The sequence below is a fragment of the Trichococcus flocculiformis genome (assembly GCF_963662535.1).
In the GTDB taxonomy this organism is placed as follows: domain Bacteria; phylum Bacillota; class Bacilli; order Lactobacillales; family Aerococcaceae; genus Trichococcus; species Trichococcus flocculiformis.
In genome coordinates, this window is record NZ_OY759718.1 from 274,677 (window position 1) to 299,319 (window position 24,643).

Genomic DNA, 24,643 nt, shown 5'->3' on the forward strand with positions numbered 1-24,643 from the left:
ATTTGGATAAAGAGGTGTGAGCATGTTTGATTATTTGATTGTAGGAGCCGGTCTTTATGGCTCGGTATTCGCAAGAGAAGCAGCATTGGCAGGAAAAAAAGTAAAAATAATAGATATCAGAAGTCATGTAGGCGGAAATATCTATACTGAGGAAATGGAAGGGATAAACGTCCATAAGTACGGCGCACATATCTTTCACACCAATGACAAAAAAGTATGGGATTACATTCAGCAATTTGCCGAATTCAACAGATTCACCAACTCTCCGATGGCGAACTACAAAGGCCAACTTTATAATCTGCCTTTTAATATGAACACTTTTCATCAACTATGGAACGTAACGACTCCAGATGAGGCAAAGACAATAATTCAAACGCAACAAGCTGAATTCGGAAGCAGTGAACCTAGTAATCTGGAGGAACAGGCAATCTCTTTGGTAGGAAAAGATATATATGAAAAATTGATCAAAGGTTACACTGAAAAGCAATGGGGACGCCCTTGCAACGAATTGCCTGCTTTCATCATAAACAGGCTGCCAGTCAGGTTCACTTATGATAACAATTATTTCAATGACAAATATCAAGGCATTCCCATAGGCGGCTATACAAAAATCATTGAAAAAATGCTTGATCACCCTAATATTGAAATTCAGCTCGGAACCGACTACTTCAGCCAGAAAGAACAATTGAATAGTGAGGCAAAAAAAGTCATCTACACAGGAATGATTGATCAATATTTCAATTATGAGTACGGACATCTAGAATATCGTTCCTTGCACTTCGATACAAAAGTATTGGATATTGAAAATTATCAAGGCAATGCTGTTTTTAACTATACGGATAGCGAAACGCCTTACACGAGGATTATCGAACATAAGCACTTTGAATCCGGCAACCAGGAAAAGACCGTTATAACTTATGAATACCCCGTTGAATGGACTCCGGAAAAAGAGCCCTACTATCCCATCAACGATAAAAAAAATTCGGAACTGTACAGGAAATATTATCAAAAGGCCCAATCAGAACAAAAAACAGTTTTCGGAGGAAGATTGGGACTTTACCAGTATTTTGACATGCATCAAATAATCAAAGTCGCTCTCCAAACTTTCAAAAAAGTGATTGCAGACAATTAACTGATCACACCCCAGAAAAATATACTCCGGCATTCAAAAAGACCTCTTATACAATAGCAGCAGCCTTTCGGTATGCTTCACTATTGTATAAGAGGTTTTTGTAGTATCTAAGGGCTATGCAAGAAACCTTTCCCAAAAATCAACAGCTTCATCCAGCCAAACTTCGGCGTTCGTCCCTTCACCTAATCCTACCCCGTGAGCGGTTCCTTCTACAGTATGGTACGAATAGGGGATAGCATTCTGATCCAATGCATCCACAAGGAATACACTGTTTTTACTGCTGACGCAATCATCATTTGCAAAAGTCCATATGTAGACTGGGGGATAATTCCGATCAACTTGCTTCTCAGCGGAATACTTATCCTGAATGGCCTTGTCTTTCTTCTTTTCCCCCAAAAAACTGTTTCTTGTTTCTTTATGGGAATATTCCCCCATAGTAATCACTGGATAGGATAGGAACAAAGTAGCGGGCTTGGGTAACCCATAGCTTGCATACCCTAGCGTGGATGCCCCAAAGCAGGCAACCATATGACCGCCAGCTGAGAATCCTCCCACTGAATACCCTGTAACTTCAATATTGAATTGTTCTTTTCGTTCTATAATCCATCTGACAGCATTTGCAATATCATCGATCGGATTAGGGAAGTGAGCATTTTTCTTTGTACGATAGTGCAGTACAAAAACAGGATATCCCAACTCATTTAAGCGTTCTGCCACCGGAAATGCTTCTGCAACCGAACAGACGCACTGATACCCACCTCCAGCGCACAATAGAACAAACGGCTTTTTTTCCTCTTTTTTCGAAGGGAAATGTATCAAGGCTACTTCTTTTTTTGAATCATCCTCACTTTTTTCCTCATCTGAGTAGATTGAATACATTTGGTTCTCGAGGTTAGCCACTTCATTCAGCCTATTCAAGCCGTCAACGATTGCATCCAATCCTTGATAATGGAATAATCTGCAAAACGTCTGAAATTTGAGTAGGCCAAAAAGCCTCACTTTGGTTATCGGCATAGGGAATATGGCCGGGTGATACATTTTCAGCAACGGATCATTCACTATAGCTTTAATTTGAGTATTTCCAGTTATTTTTTTCACCACAGTCCCCCCTCAATCATTGTCGCTTATTTCAACTTGAAATGAGTAACGACCGCTTCCGATTGTCTTGAGACTATGATCGGGAAGAGCCAATTCGCAAGTTGTTCCTACTGGTACAATCAAATCAATTCTGAACTTCTGGTCCTCCAGTTCCCAATTGACAAAAATCAACCCATAAGGAGTGTCCACTTCTCCGCTAGCCCAAAATAGTTCCCCACCTATAAGCGGCTTGACTTGGAATCTTTTATACCCGGCCTCTAAAGGCTCAATACCGACCACTCGTCTGTACAAAAAGTCTCCGACAGCTCCGCTGGCATAATGATTGAAAGAAATCATGTCGCCTTCTTTTGCACGGCCATCTTCCTCAATACCATCCCAGCGTTCCCAGATGGTTGTTGCACCTGCTTTTACTTCATAGAGCCAAGAAGGGCAAGCTTCGTTCAACAACATTTTATACGCGTCTTCTGCATATCCATTATCCGCCAAAGTAAATAAAATATAGGGCGTGCCAGGGAAACCCGTCCCAATACTGTAATTATTTTCCCGGACCAATTTCACAAGATTGTCCACGGCCGCTTTTTTTTCGTTGCCTTGAAAGATGTCGTAATAGATAGGAAGCACATAGGCTGTCTGAAACTCTTCATGCAATTTGCCCATTCTGTCCGTAAACACATCCAAATAGGCGGTCGCCGTTTCCTCACTCAATTTTTGATAATAGTCACGTTCATCCTCTAGGTTTAAAATTTCCGCAACTTGGGAAACGATCTTACTGGAATTCATCAGACAAGCCGTTGCCGTCCATTTGCCACGTTTGATCCAATCTTTGTATTCTCCCTCAGGCGCGCACCAGTCCCCATAGTGAAAAGAGACCTTCCAGATTCGACGTTGCTTGCCTACCGATAAAAATTCCGCCCAAAATTTGCAGGCCTTCAAATATTTCTTCATGACAGGATACATGTTGCGTAATACCTCGATATCGCCACGGGCCATGTATTCTGCCCAAGGAACCAGGATGCAGCTATCACCCCAATAAGCGATTGCCACTGGGAACATGCTTTCCAGTTTCCCGAACATTGGTATATGCGGTATCGTTTCCGGTATTGCACCTCCTCGCCTTTGTTCGGATTTAACGTCCATCAGCCATTTGTCCAGAAAGCAGCTCATATTGAAATTGTAGCAAGCAGTATTACTGAATACAGCGATATCACCCGTCCAGCCCATGCGTTCATCGCGCTGAGGGCAATCGGTAGGGATGTCCATAAAGTTTGATTTGGCTCCCCAAACGATATTGCTTTGGAGTTGATTCAGGCGCGGATCTGAACATTGGAAATCTCCATTTTTCTCCATATCCGAGTGGAGCACCAACGCTGTCAATTGAATATCGCTCACTTCGATGCCGATGACTTCGACATAACGAAAACCCATGTAAGTCATGCGAGGAGAATAGGTTTGTTCCCCTTCAGAACAAGTATATACCGCTTCCGCCTTGGCAGAACGAAGTAAACTTGTGTACAATTCTCCCTCTTGCAATATCTCCGCATGTCGGAAAGTTATGACTTGGCCTTTTGTTCCTTTTATCACTGCATCGACAACTCCCGCAAAATTCTGGCCGAAATCATAAAGTAGTGATCCACTCGGTGTAAGAGTACAGGAAATGGGCGACAGCCTTTCGTTTGCCCGAACGGGTGCCCCATAATGAGCAAGTAATCTCGGACGTAATCCACTATCTTCAAGACTGGCTTTTTTCCAGTTCATAGTACTGCGGTCCAGTGACGCGTCATAGACCTCTCCATTATAGAATTCAGCCATACGGTATCTTCCGTCAGTCGTCACGTCCCAGGTTTCATCCGTTCCGATCACATCCGTGCTGCCATCTTCATAAACTATATGGACTTCAGCCAAAAATGCCTGTTTGTCTGCATAAATCCGGTTTTTTCTTTTGTACGTAAAGGCTCCTACAGCCCACCCTCCGGCTACAACCGCTTCCAGACAACCGGAATCCGCGAGTTGATCCGTCACATCGTAGACTTGATACTGGAGCTGATGCTTATAATCTGTAAAGCCAGGCATAAAATAGTCTGCCCCTATTTTTTTATCGTTCCAGTATAAATCATATATGCCCACAGCCGTTGAAGCGATCCAGGCTTTGCGGACTTCCTTTTCAACCGTTATTTTTTTTCTGAAAGTCAAAGGTCTTGGTGAGTTTTTTTTCTCTTTAAATGTATAAGTAGGGTCCGAAATCCATTTTGCTTTCCATTCCTGCCCCAGCTTCCCCGTCTGAAAAGTAGTCTCCGCATGCGCCTTTTCTCCATGATTATCGAAGGCTTCTACTTTGACTGTATACGCAGTGAATGGTTCCAAGTCTTCTCCTGCGTAACGAACGGAAATCTGTTGCGTTGTTTCGGTTGTCCATTCATTTACTGAAACACTAGCGGATTTTAGGGTAGTTTCGGCCTTATCGCTATTCAATTTAAAGGAAAAGCGCGGCCGGGGATTATCGGTGATACAGCCTTCGCCCAAATTTTCTGTCGTTATATTATTTATTCTCAACATATCCTGTAGATTCTCCTATCAAGTGTACTTGATACAGTAGTTTAATATATTCACTGCGCTTCTTTGGACTTCCGCCAAGGTAATGCCCGCTGGCTTGGACAACGATTTTAACAGACTCCCATCGGATTTCCCTTTATAGAAACCCATATTGGCGCTTCCTGGCATAAATACATCCACCTGCGCCCGAATCCGATAGGCTTGAAGACGAACATTTTCAAAGTCGGGCGATCGATCTGTTCTCATCCACCAATCCGTCATCACACACCCTTTGAATCCCCAATCTTTTCTCAAAATTTGAGAAACAAGATCATAATTATAATAGGTACTGGTTCCATTGACCTTGTTGTAAGATGTCATTACCCAATCTGGTTTCGAGTCATGAATGCATATTTCAAAACCTTTTAAGTATATTTCGCGCAAAGCACGGGGACTGACTCGCGCATCATAAATATGTCGAGACTTCTCCTGATTATTGCAGGCAAAATGTTTGATGACTGCACTTCCCCCGGTAGATTGTACGCCTCTTACATAAGCTGCAGCGATTTTACCAGATAAGAGCGGATCCTCCGAATAATACTCAAAATTTCTGCCGCAGAGTGGATTTCGATGTATATTCATTCCCGGAGCCAATAGAACCTGAGATTGCCGATCCTGCATTTCCTTTCCTAATTCAGTTGCAAGTTGCTCAACTAGATGATCATCAAATGTGCTTGCCAATGCGATCCCGATCGGCAAAAGCGTCGCGTGGGCTTGAATCCGTAAGCCGCTTGGGCCATCATTGGTGCTTACAGTCGGAATTCCTTTTTTTATCAATGATTCGGTAGTTCCCCCGAGGACACCGGCATTACCGGGCACCCCTTTTGGTGAATACATCCCTTCATCAGCCCCGCGGAGCAACGCTTCAAGTTCCTTATCAGTAAGCTGTGCAACAAATTCTTCCATGGTATTCTTTTTGTTTTTAACGTCAGCCAGTTTGATTCCGCAATCTCCCGTATGGGGTATTTCCTCAGGCAAGTTCTCTATAATTCTGGACTTCAAATCTGTAGATCTGACAGGGACGCTCTCATAAACTAAGCCGTTTCGGTTAACCATCCTTTTGAAAGGAATTTCCACCGGACAAGCTTCTTCGAATTGTTTGACCAGTTGGAATTCCAGAGAAAGCTCTTTTATTTTTTTCGCATTACGTACATCTGTCCCCAGATATAGTCCGTACTGACCTTCCTCAAGCACAAGAGCGTTTGGATGACCGCTTATTCCGTTATCATCAAACGATGCCATTTCTGCAATCGGGAAAGCTATATTGACAACCGTTTTTTCGCCTGGTTCAAGCGTTTTTGTCTTTTGATAGGCTGCCAAGCTACGAGATGGTTTCCCCAGTTTCGCCTGGGGAGCTTCAAAGTAGACTTGGACCACTTCTTTTCCGGGATTTGCTCCTGTGTTCGTTACGGTTGCCGTGATATGAACGATTTCGTTCATGATGTTGACAGCAACTTGATTAATCGAGAACGTTGTGTAGCTTAAGCCATATCCGAAAGGAAACACGACCTTCTCTTTTGCAAATGTTTCAAAATATCTGTACCCTATGTAAATGTCTTCGGCATAATTATCATATTTTCTTCCGCCAAAATTTTGAGAAGATGGGTAATCTTCATACGCTGCAAGGGTATCCGGCAATTTCCCACAAGGGGATACTTTCCCGGTCAGAACATCCGCTAGACCGTTTCCGCTCTCTTGCCCACCCATCCATGCATACAGTACGGCATTTATTTGGTACTCTTCCATCCAACTTAAATCCATGAGCGATCCACTATTTACGACAACGCATACTTGCTCGAAATGAGCCGTTACTTCAGAGAGTAATGCTTTTTCTTGATCTGCCAAAAACCACTGACCTTTTTTTAATTGATTATCTTTATCTTCCCCCGCTGCTCGTCCTATCACAACGATTGCGATGTCGGAGTTGTTGCGTGCTTCGCGTACCATATCTTTGGATACGGGCATTTCTTCGTTATTGGATGGCCAATATCCCCAAAAACCGGGATCTATCGGATTATCGTGTACCCATTTTCTATAGTGATGCTCTAAAGTTGTATTGATATTCATGCCGCTGTTGTGTAATCCCTCGATAAGACTAACGCGATAAGGTGCTTTTACGTCTCCTCCACTACCATACCCTACATAAAAATAATCACATTGCGTTCTCCCAAATACAGAGACGCGCTTATCCTTTATGGGCAATACACCCTCATTTTTTAATAAGACACAACTCTCTGCCGCTGCTTTTCTGCATAAATTTTGAAATGCTTCCGTTGTTCCTTTACCATCTTCAATTTCCGGTATAGAGCTCTGCATCAAACCATTGATTATTGGAGCTGTTTTTTTTAATAGATATTTGTGCAATTTCAAGTCGCTAATCTCCTTACTCACTGTAATTGGTCAAGCCAACCCTCTTTTTTACAGATTCGAAAATCCCATTCTCGTAAACCTTCTCTTATGAACGGTTGATCTATATCTTTCTGAAGTTGGTAACTCCAATAGAACCAACCGGCTGCTGTTTCCCAAGTTTGAAGCTGCATCGCCGCTACTTTTTTATTGATTTTGTTGCGCATTTCCAGTCCGTTTTTTGCTTTTTTCTGTTTTTTTATAGCGAGTTTATTGGCAACACACCATTCGCCAATAATCACCGGCGTAAATTTTGATGCTTTTTTTATCTGTCTTTGACACCACCAAAGGTAGGCCTGATACAATGTCATGGATGATATTTTTATTAGATTATCCATGGCAATTAAATAAATGTGCGTGTCTAAGATGACATTCACCATATGTTCTTTCACAAAAAAATCTTTCCATTTTGACAGTCTGAATCCATCATGAAACACAATCACTTTCTCATCGGGTAAAGATGCGCGTAATACTCTATAGGCATCTTTATAGAACTGCTTCAGGAAAGCCATTGGAACATGCGTAGAGCCGTCCGCTTCACTTCGGTCTTTTGCTTGTTTTCTGTTTGGAGATGTCATCCAGACCGACCAACTTATCGGTTCATTCAACACCTCTATTCCATACAGACCTTCGCGTACGGCGTATCTTTTTGCCAACCTGTCCAGAACCGATAGCACAAAGCTGACTTGTTCTTGGCTTTTATGCCATTTGCATACTCCGGTCAGACCGCCGTTGTCATAACCGTTTTGGCTTCCCGGAACAGTGTGCAGATCAATGAGGATTTTTTGATCATATTTTTCCGCCCAATCAAAAGCGCGATCCAAGTAGTCGATACAACCCATGTAAGGAAAGGTATCCCCAAAAACAAAATACGGAATCGGAATTCTGATAAGTTTCATTCCCAGTTCGGACAGATTTTGAAAATCCTGCTCTGTAACATAGGTATCTCTGTGTATGCGCATTTTATCCTGCAAAGCTTGGTGACTAGCCTTGCGATTTAACCAAATTTCATCTTCCGCGCCGGTTGACTCAAAAAAATCCGGGGCCATCCATTTTTCAAGAACTAACCAGTTACCTATATTGACCCCTTTAATTTGCTCCATCGCAATCGCTCATTTCTATTTTTTTATCATTTCAGCTTGTTTACGATCGTGGATTTCCGTTTGCTTCTCTTCAAGTCCTTTTTCTACATTCAGGAACAGGAGAATAGCGATAATGATGATGGATGTGATGATCTCTATGCCTACGAATGAAAAGGTGATGGCGTTTTTTACGGACTCCGTTTGGTTCGCAATCAGGACTCCGTTATCCATATAGGGTTTAACGTATCCAGTTTTTGATAACAGCAAGTTGAAAACGGCAAGAGCTACGCCGGACATGACCGTCATGATACTGCTTGTTACTGAAATTGTGATTCCGTCACAGCGAAAACCGCTCTTCCATTCGATATGGTCCAAAACATCCGCCAACAAAGCTGAGAGCAAATAAGTACACGGAATACTCCCAAAATTTTTGATAAACTGCCCTACCAGCACTCCGGTAATATCATCTGCAAAAGCAAGTGTAATCACGCTCCCAAGCGCATAAAAAACAAAGCCTATCAATATTGCATTGCGTTTACCTATTTTCTTCCCCAACGGCCAAGCAATAAACATCCCGAGTGCCATCGGTATTCCACCAAGAATGTTGATCAAAGTTGGGGTTATGCCGTCATTATAAGAGCCGACCACATAATTGCTGAAATAGAGCAAGCTGGCATTTCTCAACTGTGCTCCGGCAAAGAAAACAAAGAAATAGGCCATCACTAACCACCAGATTTTGTCCTTCACAACTTCCTTAAACTGCATGGATACTGATACTTTCTTTTCTGCAATCCCTAATTTCATATTCTCTTCGGTAACACGTTCTTTTGTGAAATAAAACTGCAATAAGGTCAGTGGCAAAGCAAGAAAGGATACAATTGCCATCGTTGTGATCCAAGCGCCTTTATCCACGCCTATCATCGGCATTATGAAGGTCGGAAAAATTGCCCCGACCACTAGCCCCTGCATACCCATTGATGCCATATTGTTCAATACAGATAGGGGCCCTCGCTCTGATGGATTTCGAGTGGAGAGTGGTACCATCAAACTATTGCTTAAATTAAAAATACTGAATGAGACAGCAAAACATAAATTAAATGAGACCACTACCCATATCAGTTTCAACAACTCGTTATTTTCCGGCACAGCAAAAGCAAGAATACCTGATATGGACATAAGAAATCCTGAAAGGATCAAATAGGGCCTCGCTTTCCCCTGACTTGTCCTCGTCTTATCAATCAAGATACCAAATGCAAAATTTATGATGACATCCAATATTTTGGATATCAGCGGAAAGGCAAACAGAAACATACCGCCTGCAACGTTCGTCAGCCCAAGGACATCTGTATAGTAGATATTCAAATAGGCTACTAAGACCGCATTGAACAGAAACCCTCCGCTGGGCCCTATAAAGTAACCAAATATTTTCTCCTTCATTTCAACATTGTCTGATTTTACAAAACTTCTAAATAGGACAGACTTAATGCCTGATTGATTCTCTTTCATCGTGTGGCTTCCCTTCGTTTTACGCTTTATTTATATTATTTATGTCAGCAATCTAACCATTTGATATTTGAAGCGATAACTCATACTTCCAGTTTGTTAACGTTAAGGATTTCTTGTTTTTTGCTTTTCCTATAAGCCATTGGAGTAATTTGGTATACCATTTTGAAAGTATTTTGGAAGTGGCTCTGCGAAGAAAAGTTCAAATCTTCCGAAATCTCAGATAGCGTTTTATTGGAATTTTCTAAATAATTGGCAGCAACAGTTAACCTCATTTCCAAAATGAACTTATTTAAGTTAATGCCATAAACTTTTTTGAATTTTCTGCTTAAATAAGTGGGATTGTATCCACAATAATCAGCAATCGATTTTAAACTGAGCGACTCCTCTATATTATTTTTTATATATTCCAAACATGCATCCAATCTTCCTTCTACAGCATTTTCTGATAGACTCTTTGTTGAGATGGGTTCTCTTTGAATGGAATACTCAAAGTCAATATCTTTAATATCTATCTTTGTTAAAGAAGAAAACAAAACCAGTAAATGATATTCGAAATTGGTTAGCGACATTTCCGGCAGGTCTTTTTGCTGCTCATACAGTATCCTTTCCTGGGACGTAGTATGTGTAGCGCCTTCAAAATCTTTTTCTGGAATGACTACGGGTCCTACTATCCACTGTTTGTTGTAGCAGCTGAGTATTCCATAGTTTACTCCATAGTCCGTACTGACAAAATTAATGCTATAAGATTTATCGGCGAAAATTTCAACATTACAATAATCTACCCAGGCGATATTACTTTCATTTTTGCCGCTGTTTTTTTTTGAATTCATCAAGTGAACGCCAATACCTGTCATGCGGCTAAATCCTTCTAATACTTTTGAGATTTCATACTGTTCTATTTTTTCCATTTTATGTTTCCACCCTCTTACTGAATGTGACTGGTAATTCTTAATGAAGTATAGGAAAAAGCGTTTTCTTTTACAACACATCTATCATGAACAACTCTTTTCAGGCATAAACGACAGAAAATTCGCTCAAGCTCCCATAGAAATGAAACCTATTTCATTATTGAGAACACAAAAATAAGATGAACCCGACAACCTATCGGGTTCATCTTATTTTGTCTGCATGACTTATTTTTTTAAGCCTATGGTACAGAAAAGTCTAAATCGGGATCATGATTTGAAGTGAAAAACTATGATTTATATCGCTGATCCTAATATCCCCTCCATATTTTCTCGCTAACATTTTTATGCTCTTTACGCCATACCCATGATAGGCGTTATCCTTTTTACTGGTGAGCGGGATTCCATCTTCATATTCCAGAGTGCCTTCAAAATAATTATCGATAAATATGCAGAGAACGTTCCCTCTTTCAAGTATTGAAACACTTATTATCCGCTTTTCAAGTTCATTATATTCCTTCACGCATTCTATCGCGTTATCTATCGCATTCCCTAACATCGTGTACAAATCGACTACCGCAAGTTCACTTAATTTTGTTGTGCTGAGGGAACAGGTCAGCTTGATGTTGTATTTGGTACACAGGAGACTCTTTTCGGTCAAAATAGTATTCAACACTTCACTATCCGTTTTTATAATAGAGTCATAAAATTGGACTACTTCATTTGTGTCTTCGATTAATTTTTCCCGCTCAGAATAATCAGCCATCTTCAAAGCTTGTAAAAAATGTTTCAGATCATGCGATTTTTGATTCATTAGATTTATATTTTCTTTTGAGAAAATATATTGTTTTTCTTTCTCCACTTGAAGTTGTTTTAGAGTCTCAGCCTCTAAGCGGAGGAAAGAAATTTCATACACATTATATTGAATGAGAAATATAACGATAGAGATAAACAAAATGACTCCTATACAAAAATATTGAAGGATGGTTTTTGTGCCCAGCAATTCTTCGAACAGTGATAAGGGTGCCAACACCCACTCGAAAATCCCGATTGTGACATTTGAAAATGTAGAATAAATAAGAATCAATAGCACATAACTCCATAATATTTTTCGACTGTTAAGGAAGTAAAGATGATCAGATGTCTGCATTTTCTTTGCAATCAAGTGATACCCCAATAAGTAAAAGAAAATATATGTTGCAAACGTAATACCGGTGTACAGCAGTGGATAATTTTCCGGGAGGCCTGGAAACCAGATCCCTGCGATACAATAGCGAACAGCTACGGTAATGATTTGCTGTAGCGCTAGCCCCATGATGCATCTATAGATCGCATGTACCGCCGTCAATTCATAACAAAACAGGATATACGCTATCGTGACAAGGCTTGCTAAAAGCCACCAGATAAAGCTAAACGTTGAAACAACAGCAAAGGCGTATTCAGCCATAAAATATTCAATCAGCGGCAAGTAGGTCAGCGATAACAAAATACACAAAATAAAACCTAGAACACTGCGACTTCCGAAGTTTTTCCGTTTGGGTATAGCATGAACAATAAATATCAATTCTGCAAAAATGGTTCCTCCCATAAACCTGAATTGATCAAAATAGTCCAAATATGTGAAGTTCATAGTTCTCCTCTAATATATCTGATGTATTCTTGCATCATGGCATCCTTAAACCCTCTGCCAATAGGAACTCTAACTCCATCAGCGATAATTTCTTTATTTTGGATCGTTTCCACAAATTTCATATTGACTAAGAAAGATTTATGCACTCTCACAAAGTTATATGGCTTTAACTCTTCTTCTTTATTTTTCATGCTCCCTCTTATCCTATAGACCGAATCCACATTGTGAAAATATAAGTAGTGTGAGATAACTTCTATATATACACATTCGGAAATTTTAATCCTGCGTGTTCCTTCTTCTGTATCTATCATCATAAAATAGTCTTTTTGTTGGGCAGCTTTGGCTATCGTTCTTCTGAACTTGGTGGAAAAGTCATAATAGCTGATTGGTTTGATGATATAATCGATTGCGCCCACTTCATATCCGTTTATAGCATACTGAGCCATATTTGTAACAAATATAATCGTCACATTATGATCCACTTCGCGTATTTTTTTAGCTGCGTCCATACCATTTATACCTGGCATATCGATATCAAAAATTATGATGTCATAAATCAGTTTATATCCTTCCAGAAATTGATCCCCGGAAGAATAGGCTGAAGTGTTTACTTTCATTCCCGATTCATCAGCCAAGCGACTGATATATTCCTCTAAAGTAGCTCTAACAAGCGGATCATCATCTACGATAGCAACTCTCATGAACAATTCCTCCTTTCCTCATTGTTGCTAAATAATAACTAAGCAGAAAAGTACAAGCAGCCTCTAATAGTAAGGTAATTGATTTATTAAAAATGAATAGAATGGCATTGTCTGGCCTGACCATATTTTATATCAAAAGAACCTCACAATCAAAGTAATGATAACGCTCTATTCCTAATAAGCAGATAAGGGCAATAAAATGTTGCGTTCCACATTTTATTGCCCTCATCTATGCAGTAAAAATCATCACGTTTACATCAAGGACGACATTTACTGAGTCATTGCTTCTCTTTTTCTGAACGAGGGAGAAAAGGAACCCACTATATTAACAATGCCTGCTATCAGAAAACTTCCCATTGAAACAAATGATAAATAACAGGCTTCCTCACCACCCCGGCCTGCATCAAACTGAGTCAAAACAGTAAATCCGATGCCTTCCATTCGATCGCCTAACAACAAAGCTGCACTAGCAATAAGCAGTGCGGTGATGAAAAACGTCAGCATAGTCAAAATTCCTTCACCTGTAGCTTTTTTTGTCGCAATGACTGATACCGCTACTGACAGCAGACTCGCTATTATTAACGTAAGTATCAATAGGCTATTCATTTCACCAAACGTATAATATCCTGTTGTGTAGCTTAGCAGAAAGAAAATAAGCCCAATTAGACTAAGCAAAAAAATAACACATCTCCTTATTGCAAAAATTTTATTTTCTTCACTGGCTAATATATTTTTTAATTTTTTCATGTTATTTCCCTTCCTTTCAGGTTTTCTTGTTGGCATTCGCTAAACTCATTACAGTAAAAACTAACGAAATGAGTGTGCCGGCACCAAACAATGCAATTAAGGATAGCAAGCCTATTTCCCAAATTGCCATTGCTCCTACAGTGGTATCACTATCAAGACCATCCAAAACCGTCGTATCCGCTAACATATATAGATAATAATGATACGAGTCATTAATTTTTTCCAATAATGCAGGGTTTGTATCAAGAGTCGCTGCATTGAGGTCTTCCCATTCTTTTCCGCTTCCATAGTGCGTAAATCCACCAAGCATCATGTTTGTTCCAGCCATCAAACTTTCATTTGCTCGCATGTAATCAGCTGATTTTGTTGAATCCGTCAAAATGAATCCTTTGTAACCCCACTCTTCACGAGTCAACCCGGAAATAAAATCTGCATCCGCACTTGAAAAGGTGGTGCCGATCCGATTGAAACCTGTCATAACAGATTTAGACTCGGCTTTTACCAAGGCATATTCAAACGAACGCAACTCGTTTTCACGCCCGCCCTGTTCATCAAAAAATACTGCTATCCCGTCTCTGTTTGCTTCTTGATCATTGAAAGCAAAATGTTTCACACCTGCAATCATACCCATATCTTGGTAGGCCGTGATCACATTTTCGGCTACAATTCCTGACAATACGGAATCTTCGGAGTAATACTCGATATTTCTTCCGTTATATGGTGTACGATGAAGATTAAGTCCTGGGCCAAACCACCAATTGACACCTGTCCAAAAACCATCATCAGCCAGCTGCATCCCTTGCTCTTCTGCTAACTTATGGCTGAATGTCGAGGCTACTACAGTGCCACTGCTGAAAACATTTGGTTCATATCCGTATCCCTCATCTTCCTTATCCAAAGCATGAATACCACTTGTGTTGAACTTTCCATAAGGAACAATATACCCTAGCGGACTATCAGCTGGATACGGTCTAGGCGTCACTGACTCTTTATCTGTAAGTACATTCCCCATTAAGCTGTTCAATACATTATCAATGGCAGTAGCTTGCCTAATCGAATCAAATATAGGATCTTCAAAATCTTGTATACCTTTCATATCAAACGCCGTACTTCCGTTATCACTTGAAAACACAAATTCTGCTTTTTCAGCAGCTGCATTTGCCGCTTCAAGATCCAGCGTCTGGTTCTGTAGTTCTATTATCATTTCCGGACTAGCTGTAAATTCCTTTACTTCTTCCGGGAAGGTATCTGACCAATTATTTCTGCTTAAGTACGTTACAGAGGTCTCCGTCCCCAAATTATTGATATCTGCATCTTCAAACTGATTTTGCACAAGCCCCCCGTTGATGCTGGTAACAAAATCTACATTTGATGGTAGTTGTTCAATTCCTACTATGATACCGGTTGTCGTTACATCCGCTAATTTGCTTGCATCTTGTTGCTTGATGATTGTCTGAACTGCATCATGGGCACCATTTCCGGTTGCGAAATAGTAATCACCTTCTGAAAGTCGGAAGGCGCCCTTTACCCCGTCATGTTCAAATGTATTGTCATATGAAGAAAAATCACGCACATTAAATGTGATGGTCACTGTTTCTTTTTCGCCGGGCTCAAGTACGGAATCAGAGCCATCGTTTGTCTTGCCATATCCAACCAATTGAATTGCTGATTTTTCAATACCATTTTGTCTGTCATATTCCGTGTAAGGACTGTGTACGTAAAGTTGTACAACATGTTTTGCTCCTCTTTCACCTATATTGGTGACTTCAATATCAATAGAAGAATCGCCGTTACCACTCCAATCAATCTCTTTAGAAACAACTTCCTCGGAGAACACAGAACCCTCAATCCCATATCCAAATGAATAAGTGACTTCATTTTCATAATCCCAAAAACCACTGCCATCAAAAGTCTCATTTTTGGATGCTACGGTAGCATTACCTTGCTCCATGATTGAGTCATAATATCTTGTTTCGTAATATTTGTATCCTACATAGATACCTTCTGTTTCAGCTACATACCAATTTGACCTTAATTTAAATTGCGGGTTTTCGCCTGTAGCAGTCGGATCGATTTCTTCTCCATTTGAAAAATTATAGACACCGTAATTTTGAACAGCTGGTGATTTTGCAGTATTCACTGCATACGTGTCCGCCAAATGTCCTGATGGCAGTATCGTTCCAGCAAGCAAATCTGCAACTCCATAAAATCCGTAGGTTCCCGGAGTGCCAATCCATAAAATGGAGTCTATCTCACTATCATTTTTTAGTTCTTCTATTTCTAATGTATTAACAGAGTTCAGCAGGACGATAATCTTATTAAAGCCCTGCGTTTTTACATATGCCAACAAGTCCTTTTCATCATCCGAGAGACCCAGAACATTTCCTGTTTCACTGGTTGAAAACTCGTCCGGATTGCCGATTCCGCTCTCACCAGGATAAAAACTGCTGGCTTCACCTGCATCTCTTCCTATTACAACGATTGCTGCATCTTGAAAGTCAGCATACTCACTACTGTCGATCACACTGTATTCACTTTGGGGAACCTCGTTGATAACTGCCCCAATTTCAGTTGTTGCATTGTTGCCGGAATCCGCTCTGCTAGGGGCGTATTGTTTTACAACATTTTTGTACAACGATACTGTCGCTGGATTGACTGAGAATCCTCGATCGGATAACGCATCTGACAAAGATACTAATTGGTCTGCTTTTTTTGAAACTGTCGATCCAACCGAACTACCATACTGCGTCATATAGCTTCTCATCCCGAACAAAGTAACTCCTTTATCCCCAGTTACTTGTAGTCCATCAGCATTTCCTTTCAACAATACGGAACCTTCTTGTTGCAAGCGTATCGCCAGTTCTTTTTCTGCCTGAATGGATTCTTTAGCTGTTTTAAACCGCGACTGGTATTTGTAATCAGCTTCATCCTTACTTAAAGCGATTTCATTGCTGATAACACCAAATGCGCTATCTATCGTAGAGCGCCATGTATCACTAATGGAATATGCACACATAAAAAAAGTCAGCAGCGCGATAAAAACATTACTCATCCCTCTGAGAAAGTACAAATGGTTATTTATAAATTTTTTCATGTCTTACCCTCCTATTTTAAATTACTATCATTGTACCGATTGAGGGCAGTCTCTTATTGCATTTTTTTGCTTACTTTTTGCACTTCATTTACACACAATAGTCAATCTCCTGTACTTATTGGTAAAATTTATGCAATACGCTTTCATTATGTCTCGCTATAATTTAAGTACATCAAACATTGGAGGTTAAAAAATCATGAAAAAATCAATTGGTTACTTGTTCTCATTATTGGCATTGCCTGTTTTATTACTTGCCGGCTGCGGTGGTTCTGATAGTGCAGCCTATACTGCCAGCTATTCAATGGAAACTGCTGATCAGATTACAGGCCCTCACTTATTCCCTAACGAAACAATTGTAGGGATGATGTCCTCGCAAAATCAGTTATTCGTGGACTATCAACTTGAAATTGAAGGTGACGAATATACATTGACTTCAAAAGCTTACACAGGAAATCCCGATACTAAAGAAGCATATGAAGTTGGTGATGCAGCAGGAATTGCGCTTACAGTTTTGAATACCGCTAAAGGTAAAGTTTTAGAACAAACAGATACTACGATCAAAATTGATAAAGCAACATCGGTTACCTATTCTATCCCTGAAGATGAATGCGATTCCACAGCTAAACAATTAGCCGAAATCATTACATTAGCTGAGCCAGGCTCTGAATCTCCATTGGGTACTTGGTCGAGTGAAGATAAGCCCGAATTATTAGAAGCTGTACCGGCAACAACATTCTCTATAACAGAGGATGGAAATATCACAAGCTGGAAGTAAGTATTCGCTTGAATCGACAGAATTTTTTCATGTGGGTTAATGAAAATTAATCACGTGATATCCTTTATTATCATCAAAAAATAAAGCTCTACAGATCATTAAAAATGACTGTAAAGCTTTTTCTATATAAATACGGAAACCCATTTACCAAATTAAACAATTATATCATTAGAAAGGAAAAAAAATGAAAGTACTTAGCATAATCGTCCCCTGTTACAATTCTGCAGAATATATGGAACGCTGTATAAACTCACTATTGTTGGGAGGTGACGCAGTAGAAATCATTATCGTCAATGATGGCTCTAAAGATGATACAGCAAATATAGCAGATAATTATCAAAAACATTTTCCTTCTATCGTTAAGGCGATTCATCAAGAAAATGGCGGCCATGGTCAAGCGATCAACTCTGGTTTAAAGTTTGCAAACGGAAAATACGTCAAAGTAGTCGATAGTGATGATTGGTTAGAAGCAAACGCTTATAAACATATTTTGAACTTTCTGGAAAAACAATTTGACTCCGAACTTGATATGGTAATCAGTAACTATGTTTATGAAAAAATCGATGCCAAACACAAAAAAGTGATCAAATATGATAAATTTATGCCTGTCCAACAAGCATTTGGATGGGAAGATGTTCACTTTCCGATAGGCAAATATTTATTGATGCACTCCGTAATTTACCGAACAGAATTATTAAAGAAAATCAATTTGGAATTGCCGCAGCATACATTTTATGTAGATAATCTGTATGTCTTCCAACCTCTCATTCAAGTTCGGAAAATGTACTATTTGGATGTAGATTTGTACAGATACTATATCGGCAGAGAAGACCAGTCTGTTAATGAGGCAGTCATGATCAGTCGGATTGATCAGCAATTGTTCGTCAATCGACAAATGATTCATCATTATTCTACGGCTGAAGACTTGGATATCGCTGTTGTAAAATATATGCAGAAGTATGTTGAAATCATCACTGCCGTATCCTCCATCCTCTTGATCAAAGAAGGCTCTGAAGAGAGTTTACGGAAGAAAGAAGAACTCTGGTCATTTTTGAAACAAACGGATCCTGTTCTCCATAAAAAATTACGCAGGGGCTTGTTTGGTTTAGGTGTCCACTTACCCGGAAAATTCGGCAGAAAAACGGCTATTGGTGTATATCAGGTCGCCCAAAAAATGTACGGGTTCAATTGATGATCCAGGAAATCAGTAGCTGTAATGTAGCTTTGCATAGTCATTGTCCCTGTTGTTATTGATGTTAAATTAGATTCTATACTTTTTCGTGCTGATGGATAAAATTCCCTCAGCACGTTTTTATTTATGAAAAAACGCAACCGTGACAAAATAATTTAAACTCCCCATCCCCTTGGCAATTCGACCGTCATCTTTGTACCCTTTCCCAGCGTGCTCTCAACGGTGATGGAGCCTTTTAACAGATTCACGACGCGCAGGACTAGGGCCATTCCGAGGCCGTTGCCCTCAGAGGAGCGAGAAGGGTCGCCTTGGTAAAATTTGTCGAAGAGGCTGTTCAACGTTGTTTGTGCCATACCGCAACCAGTGTCAATGATCTGGACGTAAACCCTCTTCTGGTCGGAGGTCTGTTTGATGCTGATTTTTCCGTTCGGATCGGTGAACTTGATGGCGTTGGAGAGGATATTGTTCCACACGATATCCAGCATGCCGCTGTTCGAGGCGATAAAAATATTCTCTTCCAGTTCGATCTCGACTTCAAGCTGCTTCTGTTCGATGATGATTTCGTATTTGAGGATGGCTTCCGCCAATTGTCTGGAAAAATCCAGCTGTTCGATGTCCAGAATGATTTCCTGATTCTCCAGCTTGTTCAATTTGAGGACATTCGTAATCAGTGAGTCCAGTTTCCTTGATGCTTCCACGATGGTGGCGATGTAGTCTTGGGCATACTCAGGTGACAACTCCACTTTTTGAAGGGCTACGGCATAGCTTTGGATCACCGATAGCGGGGTCTTCATTTCGTGGGAGACATTGCTGATGATGTCATTTTTTAGCGTTTGGATGCTGCCGAGTTCCTCCACCATCTTGTTGAAATCCTCGAACATGACATCGATGTAGTCGTACTTGTCCTGCTTGTGGTACGGCGCAATGTAGACGGTGAAATCGCCTTCCGCGACGGTTTTGGCGGCTTGACTCAAGGTCTTCATCGGCTTGTCGAAATAATACTTTTTTTGATAGAAGATGATGCTGATGATCACAAGTGTAACGACTGCCCAGAAACCCACCATCGACAAAACATAATAGAATGGCATATGATTGACCCCGACGTATGTGTTGTAAATAAGCGCCTGTGCAACAGCCAATGCAATCAATACCCAAAAGATAACGAGAAACCCATACCAATAGCTCAGCTTTCGCTTGACCCTCGGATCAATGCCCAGTTCTTTTTTGTTTTTCTTCATTCTGACTCCCCTTTCTATCTGAAGAAAAAGAAACCCTTCGCCTGGCTTATAATCGGCCTGACGTAAAGGTTTCTCCCTGATAATCTCTTAATTTTTGCGTTTTTTGATGACAGCACCTACTCCGACTGCTGCCGCAGCCACTAAAACAAATAATACTTTCGGATCCATGTAGTCACCTCCTTTCAAGGTTTCATTTGTTTCTTTTTACATACATAAGCATACGCCGAGCTTGTTGCTGATTTGTTTAAGAATTGTTCGCATCGTGTTAATGTTGATCAGGACTGTTTCCTATCCTCATATCTGCAGTCGTAACTATCCTTTATGATGCGAAGACCGATAAGACAGGCCAACAATCCGAACACTATGCCCGCAATACCGCTGCTCGCTGTATAGTTGTCTTCATGGACTGCGGACATGATGGCGGTTTGCGTGATTGAAAAGCAGAGCAAAGTCCCAGATAGGCTGATTCCACGCAGGGCTTTCGCTTCCAAAGCCTGGCTATATCTTAATTTAACCGCTCCCCGCAGGTTGATTCCAAACAGAATAAATGTATATGCGGCAATCAGAACGGCCAGATTCAATGGATAGCTTCGGGTGATTTCCCCATAAAAAAGGCGAAGAGAATAGAGGCTATAACAACTGCTGGCACCCGTGATGATGATCCCCACTCGCCGATAACTCTTCTTTTTTCTCTTCGTATCCTGCTCGGGCATCTGTAGCGCGACAAAGCGAGCGATACCCATTCCGGAGCTGTACAGTGCATTGGCCAACATAAACCCCGATAGAGACAACAGGCTCAGCAGTGCCTTCGCCAAGACAAACAGCATATCCTTTAGGATGATCATGTAGGTGAAGAAGCGCCGATACTCCTTCTGGTACCCAGCGATTCGTTGGCGATTCGTAATGATTTGGTCAAAAAATCGGTCAGATCGCTTCTCCCTCGTTCCCAACACAGTCCCCTCCGCCTTTGTGTTTGTCCACACTTATTTCAGCACTGCCTTGTAGCCTATGCCGTGGACAGTTGTGATTTGGAAAGCTTCGCAGGCAGAAAACTTATCCCTCAGTTTGGTGATGTAGACGTCGACGGCCCGCAGACTGATTTGGCTCTCCAAACCCCAGAATTCATCCATCAGATTGGCACGCGAAAAGTTTTTTTGGGGATAGGACAACAATTTGAACAGAATATTGAATTCACGAGTCGTCACCGGGATCTCCGTCTCATCCAGACTGGCCGTCATAGCATCGGCATCCAACACGAGAGTCCCCGCCACCACTTTTCGTTCGCTCATGATGTTCGCCCGCCGCAACAAAGCCTCCACCCGCAACACGAGTTCGTTCAGGTCGACTGGTTTGACCATATAATCATCGATACCGGCCCGGAAACCTTTTTGTTTCGAGACGATGTCGTCCCTTGCGGTCATGAGCAGGATCGGAATTGTTTTATTCAAGGAACGGATCATTTTCGCAAATTCGAATCCGTCGACAAACGGCATCATGATATCAGAGATGATAAGATCGTACATCTCGCCATGCATCAGATCATAAGCTTCATTGGGGTTCAGGCAACCTTGTATCGTATATCCGTAATCGGATAGGTACATGCATACGATCTGGTTCAATTTCAGATCATCTTCCACCACTAACACTTTCGTCATCTGTTCACCTCCTCTGCATAAACCAAGAATACACTGTCTACGTAACAGCAAAGTAAACAATTCCCGCTGATGCTGCATTGATACAATAGAGTTATTCTTTAAGAGTACGCAACGGACTGCGGGAGGTGATAAGAACGAAGAGGACTCACAGAAAGCATCCGCTTTTGTGAGTCCTCTTCATTCCATTTTAAAGACTGCAAAATTCAGGTTAATCTTTAGAATATTCCCGTACTATTTACTCCGGAATAAAGTTGTTTCTAAAGCTTCCCAAATATGCCAAGCTCGGCTTTGGCATCCGCTTCTGGGTACTCCTGTCCACCGCAATCAATCCGAATGTTTTTCCATAGCCTTCTTGCCATTCGAAGTTATCCAACAAGGACCAGTGCAGATACCCGATCACCGGAATACCATCAGCAACGCATTCCCCCACGCCTGTCAATGCCCTTTTTATATATTCCACCCGCCTGCTGTCATCGTCCGTTCCGATGCCATTTTCCGTAACAAAAATCGGCTTCTGCAATTGCCCCGCCACACGACGGATAACATGCCCGATTCCTTCCGGATAGAACTCATAGCCCATCTGGGTGACTTCTGAACCTTCCGGAACCGGGAGACTTCCGTTTTCTCCCATCAGCTTTCTTGTATAATTCTGTACGCCAATAAAATCATCCTTTTGCAGATAAGGAAGGTAATGCGCAAAATCATCATCCCAGGCTTTCTCTGCCTGAGCTTCTCCCCTTGGCTGCACTTGGATGTCAAACAGCGACAACGTCAGCCCGACTTTCAGATGCGGGCATATTTCCTTCATGGCCTCGCGTGCAGACTCATGAGCACGCATAACCAGAATATCTCCCTTCTCTGAGCGCAGGGATAAAAAGGTGTTGACCGGCTGTTCCGGTTTCAGGCCAAAGACCGCCGCTTCCGCCGCCTTTCTTCCCTGCATTTCCTTTGGCAGTTCAAAATTCAGTCCGATTTGTGGAGTGATCCCCATTTTCATCATCATGTCTCTGGCTACGGCGGCAATCTGCAGTCCCATATTCGCTTCGTTGATTGTGCAGACATATTCCATTAGATCCCCTAATTTGCTGACCACATGGCGGCAGTAGTCTGCGAAATACTGAATGGTGATTTCACTTTCCCATCCGCCTTCGCTGATCAACCACTTTGGCGAAGAAAAGTGGTGCATGGTGACAACTGGAGTGATGTTGTGCTCTCTGCAGCATTTCAATACATTCTCGTAGTGTTTGATTTCCTTCTCATCAAACCGACCCTTTTCCGGCTCGATCCTCGCCTATTCAATGGAAAAGCGATAGGCATTCAGACCAGCTTCTGCTATCAGCTGAATATCTTCTTCATACCAGTTGTAGTGGTCTACCGCATCTAATGATGGTTCTTTGTAGCCGGAATTCTCCATCTGCTCCAATGCCCAAAAATCGCTGTGGATATTGTTTCCTTCCACTTGGTGCGCTGCTGTAGCTGCACCAAGCAAAAAACTTCCCAGCTTTTTTATTCATGCTTATTTCCTCCTTTTGCTTTTAAAATTATGTTCATACTTATTAGTTTCGTAGTTTATCTAGTTGTTTTTCAACATCAAAAAAGTGAAGGAGTATCAACATTATGAGGCAAATAACACCTGGCAGAATTGTATATAAGCCTTTAATTGAGAATAATGCAGCATCGGTTTGGACCGCACTCGATTGCATGTAGCCAGCAATTCCCATCATAACTCCGATAACAGCCGCTGAAACACCTTGGCCAAGGTTTGCAGTGAAGCTATTTAAAGCCGCAGCCAACCCTTCTATTCGTTTTCCAAACTTAAGTTCACCATAATCAATACACTGTAATATAAAATAATGGTTGAGCATTGTGACTCCTGACGCCCCAATACCTGTAAACATCACCGTCAGTAATACAATTGGGACATTCGTTGGGAAAAAGAAACGGATTCCGCTGGCAATTAAGGAGACAGCTAAACCTATGCGGATGAAATTTACCGCACCAACTTTTTTTGTCACTATTGGAAATAGTAATAATATAAAGGGTCCTGCTAAACCTAATAACCCAATCAGCCCCATCAACCCTAAATTACCTAGGATGTAAGTGAAATAATAAGTACCAACCATTGCCATGATATTTTGGATTGCATTTGCTAGCATTATGACACTTGACAAGATGAAAATGTATTTATTTTTAGAAAATAACTTGATGCTTTCTTTCAGACTCAATTGTTGGATCGAAGCCTCTTCAGGCTCAACTTTGACTTCTCTGATGGTAAAATATCGGATGACTCCTAATAACATCATGGGTATTGCATATATAAGTGATATCTTTGTCCATCCACCTGGTTCATTTCCAAAAGCAACCATCAGATTGGGCAGCAACATGCTGGCAACTGCTGCAAGCAACATGACAATCACGCCAGAGATAGCTAATAATTTCCCTCTATCACTGTCTTTTACGATGGCACGTCCCAGAAACACTGTTTCTGAAGCTTGTAGTGTTGTCTGGCAAATCGAAGTAATCAGGGTATAGACTATGAAGATATAAATGAGCGTGCTAGTTTGTCCCATATTTGGCGTACTAAAAAACATGACAATCAAAATCCATAGAGGAACGACCAGTAATTCATAAGGTCTCCCTTTCCCTCCTTTAAAGTTAACTTTATCAATCATATAACCCACAAATAGGTCTGCCATCGCATCAAAAATCTTTGCTACCAAAAATACGGTCCCCACTACCGCAATATTTAACCCTAGTACCTCAGTGGAGTAAAATGTAATCTGATTTAAAATAATCATACTGACAGCAATTGATACCGCTCGCGTTGACCATGCTGGAATATACCAGTTTGGCATACTCTTTGACATTTTTGCACTAATCGTTTTTTCCATCA

Annotated in this window: 18 protein-coding genes and 1 pseudogene; 3 read left to right on the top strand and 16 right to left on the bottom strand. The window is 41.0% G+C overall.

What is annotated here, in order from left to right:
* The first annotated feature begins 16 nt into the window (after nucleotides 1–16).
* Complete coding sequence (gene glf / locus ACKPCD_RS01710) at nucleotides 17–1,132, top strand: UDP-galactopyranose mutase (RefSeq protein ID WP_321433807.1); 1,116 nt, start codon at nucleotides 17–19, stop codon at nucleotides 1,130–1,132.
* A 114-nt stretch (nucleotides 1,133–1,246) separates the two neighbouring features.
* On the opposite strand, the gene ACKPCD_RS01715 is transcribed toward glf, so the two are convergent.
* The 10 genes from ACKPCD_RS01715 to ACKPCD_RS01760 form a co-directional block, all read right to left on the bottom strand.
* The gene (locus ACKPCD_RS01715) at nucleotides 1,247–2,230 is read right to left on the bottom strand and encodes an alpha/beta hydrolase (RefSeq protein WP_321433808.1); all 984 of its coding nucleotides are present in this window, start codon (nucleotides 2,228–2,230) and stop codon (nucleotides 1,247–1,249) included.
* Nucleotides 2,231–2,242: 12 nt separating this feature from the next.
* Nucleotides 2,243–4,783: a family 78 glycoside hydrolase catalytic domain gene (locus tag ACKPCD_RS01720; protein WP_321433809.1), complete on the bottom strand. Its 2,541-nt coding sequence runs from the start codon at nucleotides 4,781–4,783 to the stop codon at nucleotides 2,243–2,245.
* Between the two features lie 18 nt (nucleotides 4,784–4,801).
* On the bottom strand, nucleotides 4,802–7,189 hold the full coding sequence (locus tag ACKPCD_RS01725; protein WP_321433810.1) for a glycoside hydrolase family 3 protein: 2,388 nt from the start codon (nucleotides 7,187–7,189) through the stop codon (nucleotides 4,802–4,804).
* Between the two features lie 17 nt (nucleotides 7,190–7,206).
* Nucleotides 7,207–8,328, bottom strand: a complete 1,122-nt coding sequence (locus tag ACKPCD_RS01730) for a glycoside hydrolase family 5 protein (RefSeq protein WP_321433811.1) — start codon at nucleotides 8,326–8,328, stop codon at nucleotides 7,207–7,209.
* A 15-nt stretch (nucleotides 8,329–8,343) separates the two neighbouring features.
* The gene (locus ACKPCD_RS01735) at nucleotides 8,344–9,813 is read right to left on the bottom strand and encodes an MFS transporter (protein ID WP_321433812.1); all 1,470 of its coding nucleotides are present in this window, start codon (nucleotides 9,811–9,813) and stop codon (nucleotides 8,344–8,346) included.
* An 80-nt stretch (nucleotides 9,814–9,893) separates the two neighbouring features.
* Complete coding sequence (locus ACKPCD_RS01740; RefSeq protein ID WP_321433813.1) at nucleotides 9,894–10,721, bottom strand: helix-turn-helix domain-containing protein; 828 nt, start codon at nucleotides 10,719–10,721, stop codon at nucleotides 9,894–9,896.
* A 256-nt stretch (nucleotides 10,722–10,977) separates the two neighbouring features.
* A complete protein-coding gene (locus tag ACKPCD_RS01745) occupies nucleotides 10,978–12,348 on the bottom strand; it encodes an ATP-binding protein (protein ID WP_321433814.1) in 1,371 nt (456 codons plus the stop codon).
* Nucleotides 12,345–13,049 (bottom strand): LytR/AlgR family response regulator transcription factor, encoded by a 705-nt coding sequence (locus tag ACKPCD_RS01750; RefSeq protein WP_321433815.1) that lies wholly within the window; start codon nucleotides 13,047–13,049, stop codon nucleotides 12,345–12,347. The genes ACKPCD_RS01745 and ACKPCD_RS01750 overlap by 4 nt, the downstream gene beginning before the upstream one ends.
* A 270-nt stretch (nucleotides 13,050–13,319) precedes the next feature.
* Nucleotides 13,320–13,796 carry a hypothetical protein gene (locus tag ACKPCD_RS01755; RefSeq protein WP_321433816.1) on the bottom strand — a complete coding sequence of 159 codons (477 nt, stop codon included), beginning with the start codon at nucleotides 13,794–13,796 and terminating at the stop codon, nucleotides 13,320–13,322.
* A 16-nt stretch (nucleotides 13,797–13,812) separates the two neighbouring features.
* Nucleotides 13,813–16,890: a glycoside hydrolase family 3 N-terminal domain-containing protein gene (locus ACKPCD_RS01760; protein WP_321433817.1), complete on the bottom strand. Its 3,078-nt coding sequence runs from the start codon at nucleotides 16,888–16,890 to the stop codon at nucleotides 13,813–13,815.
* A 196-nt stretch (nucleotides 16,891–17,086) separates the two neighbouring features.
* On the opposite strand from ACKPCD_RS01760, the gene ACKPCD_RS01765 reads away from it, so the two are divergent.
* On the top strand, nucleotides 17,087–17,665 hold the full coding sequence (locus tag ACKPCD_RS01765) for a hypothetical protein (RefSeq protein WP_321433818.1): 579 nt from the start codon (nucleotides 17,087–17,089) through the stop codon (nucleotides 17,663–17,665).
* A gap of 184 nt (nucleotides 17,666–17,849) precedes the next feature.
* Nucleotides 17,850–18,857 (top strand): glycosyltransferase family 2 protein, encoded by a 1,008-nt coding sequence (locus tag ACKPCD_RS01770; protein WP_321433819.1) that lies wholly within the window; start codon nucleotides 17,850–17,852, stop codon nucleotides 18,855–18,857.
* 155 nt (nucleotides 18,858–19,012) lie between these two features.
* Here the strand turns inward: ACKPCD_RS01770 and ACKPCD_RS01775 are convergent, their stop codons facing one another.
* From ACKPCD_RS01775 to ACKPCD_RS01800, 6 genes and pseudogenes are all read right to left on the bottom strand, one after another.
* Nucleotides 19,013–20,095 (bottom strand): HAMP domain-containing sensor histidine kinase, encoded by a 1,083-nt coding sequence (locus ACKPCD_RS01775; protein WP_321433820.1) that lies wholly within the window; start codon nucleotides 20,093–20,095, stop codon nucleotides 19,013–19,015.
* A 275-nt stretch (nucleotides 20,096–20,370) separates the two neighbouring features.
* Nucleotides 20,371–21,048 (bottom strand): cation diffusion facilitator family transporter, encoded by a 678-nt coding sequence (locus ACKPCD_RS01780; RefSeq protein WP_321433821.1) that lies wholly within the window; start codon nucleotides 21,046–21,048, stop codon nucleotides 20,371–20,373.
* A gap of 30 nt (nucleotides 21,049–21,078) precedes the next feature.
* A complete protein-coding gene (locus tag ACKPCD_RS01785) occupies nucleotides 21,079–21,750 on the bottom strand; it encodes a response regulator transcription factor (RefSeq protein ID WP_321433822.1) in 672 nt (223 codons plus the stop codon).
* A 235-nt stretch (nucleotides 21,751–21,985) separates the two neighbouring features.
* Nucleotides 21,986–22,819, bottom strand: a complete 834-nt coding sequence (locus ACKPCD_RS01790; protein ID WP_324292988.1) for a family 1 glycosylhydrolase — start codon at nucleotides 22,817–22,819, stop codon at nucleotides 21,986–21,988.
* A pseudogene (locus ACKPCD_RS01795) lies at nucleotides 22,793–23,239 on the bottom strand (family 1 glycosylhydrolase); the annotation flags it as partial. The pseudogene ACKPCD_RS01795 and the gene ACKPCD_RS01790, both read right to left, overlap by 27 nt.
* A gap of 67 nt (nucleotides 23,240–23,306) precedes the next feature.
* The gene (locus tag ACKPCD_RS01800; RefSeq protein WP_321433823.1) at nucleotides 23,307–24,641 is read right to left on the bottom strand and encodes an MFS transporter; all 1,335 of its coding nucleotides are present in this window, start codon (nucleotides 24,639–24,641) and stop codon (nucleotides 23,307–23,309) included.
* Nucleotides 24,642–24,643 lie beyond the last annotated feature (2 nt).

Bases quoted from the DNA above. Each gene is read 5' to 3' on its own strand.
- ACKPCD_RS01720 (WP_321433809.1), bottom strand. From the start codon at position 4,783: ATGTTGAGAATAAATAATATAACGACAGAAAATTTGGGCGAAGGCTGT.
- ACKPCD_RS01730 (WP_321433811.1), bottom strand. From the start codon at position 8,328: ATGGAGCAAATTAAAGGGGTCAATATAGGTAACTGGTTAGTTCTTGAA.
- ACKPCD_RS01735 (WP_321433812.1), bottom strand. From the start codon at position 9,813: ATGAAAGAGAATCAATCAGGCATTAAGTCTGTCCTATTTAGAAGTTTT.
- ACKPCD_RS01740 (WP_321433813.1), bottom strand. From the start codon at position 10,721: ATGGAAAAAATAGAACAGTATGAAATCTCAAAAGTATTAGAAGGATTT.
- ACKPCD_RS01745 (WP_321433814.1), bottom strand. From the start codon at position 12,348: ATGAACTTCACATATTTGGACTATTTTGATCAATTCAGGTTTATGGGA.
- ACKPCD_RS01750 (WP_321433815.1), bottom strand. From the start codon at position 13,049: ATGAGAGTTGCTATCGTAGATGATGATCCGCTTGTTAGAGCTACTTTA.
- ACKPCD_RS01755 (WP_321433816.1), bottom strand. From the start codon at position 13,796: ATGAAAAAATTAAAAAATATATTAGCCAGTGAAGAAAATAAAATTTTT.
- ACKPCD_RS01760 (WP_321433817.1), bottom strand. From the start codon at position 16,890: ATGAAAAAATTTATAAATAACCATTTGTACTTTCTCAGAGGGATGAGT.
- ACKPCD_RS01765 (WP_321433818.1), top strand. From the start codon at position 17,087: ATGAAAAAATCAATTGGTTACTTGTTCTCATTATTGGCATTGCCTGTT.
- ACKPCD_RS01770 (WP_321433819.1), top strand. From the start codon at position 17,850: ATGAAAGTACTTAGCATAATCGTCCCCTGTTACAATTCTGCAGAATAT.
- ACKPCD_RS01775 (WP_321433820.1), bottom strand. From the start codon at position 20,095: ATGAAGAAAAACAAAAAAGAACTGGGCATTGATCCGAGGGTCAAGCGA.
- ACKPCD_RS01785 (WP_321433822.1), bottom strand. From the start codon at position 21,750: ATGACGAAAGTGTTAGTGGTGGAAGATGATCTGAAATTGAACCAGATC.
- ACKPCD_RS01790 (WP_324292988.1), bottom strand. From the start codon at position 22,819: ATGGAATATGTCTGCACAATCAACGAAGCGAATATGGGACTGCAGATT.
- ACKPCD_RS01800 (WP_321433823.1), bottom strand. From the start codon at position 24,641: ATGGAAAAAACGATTAGTGCAAAAATGTCAAAGAGTATGCCAAACTGG.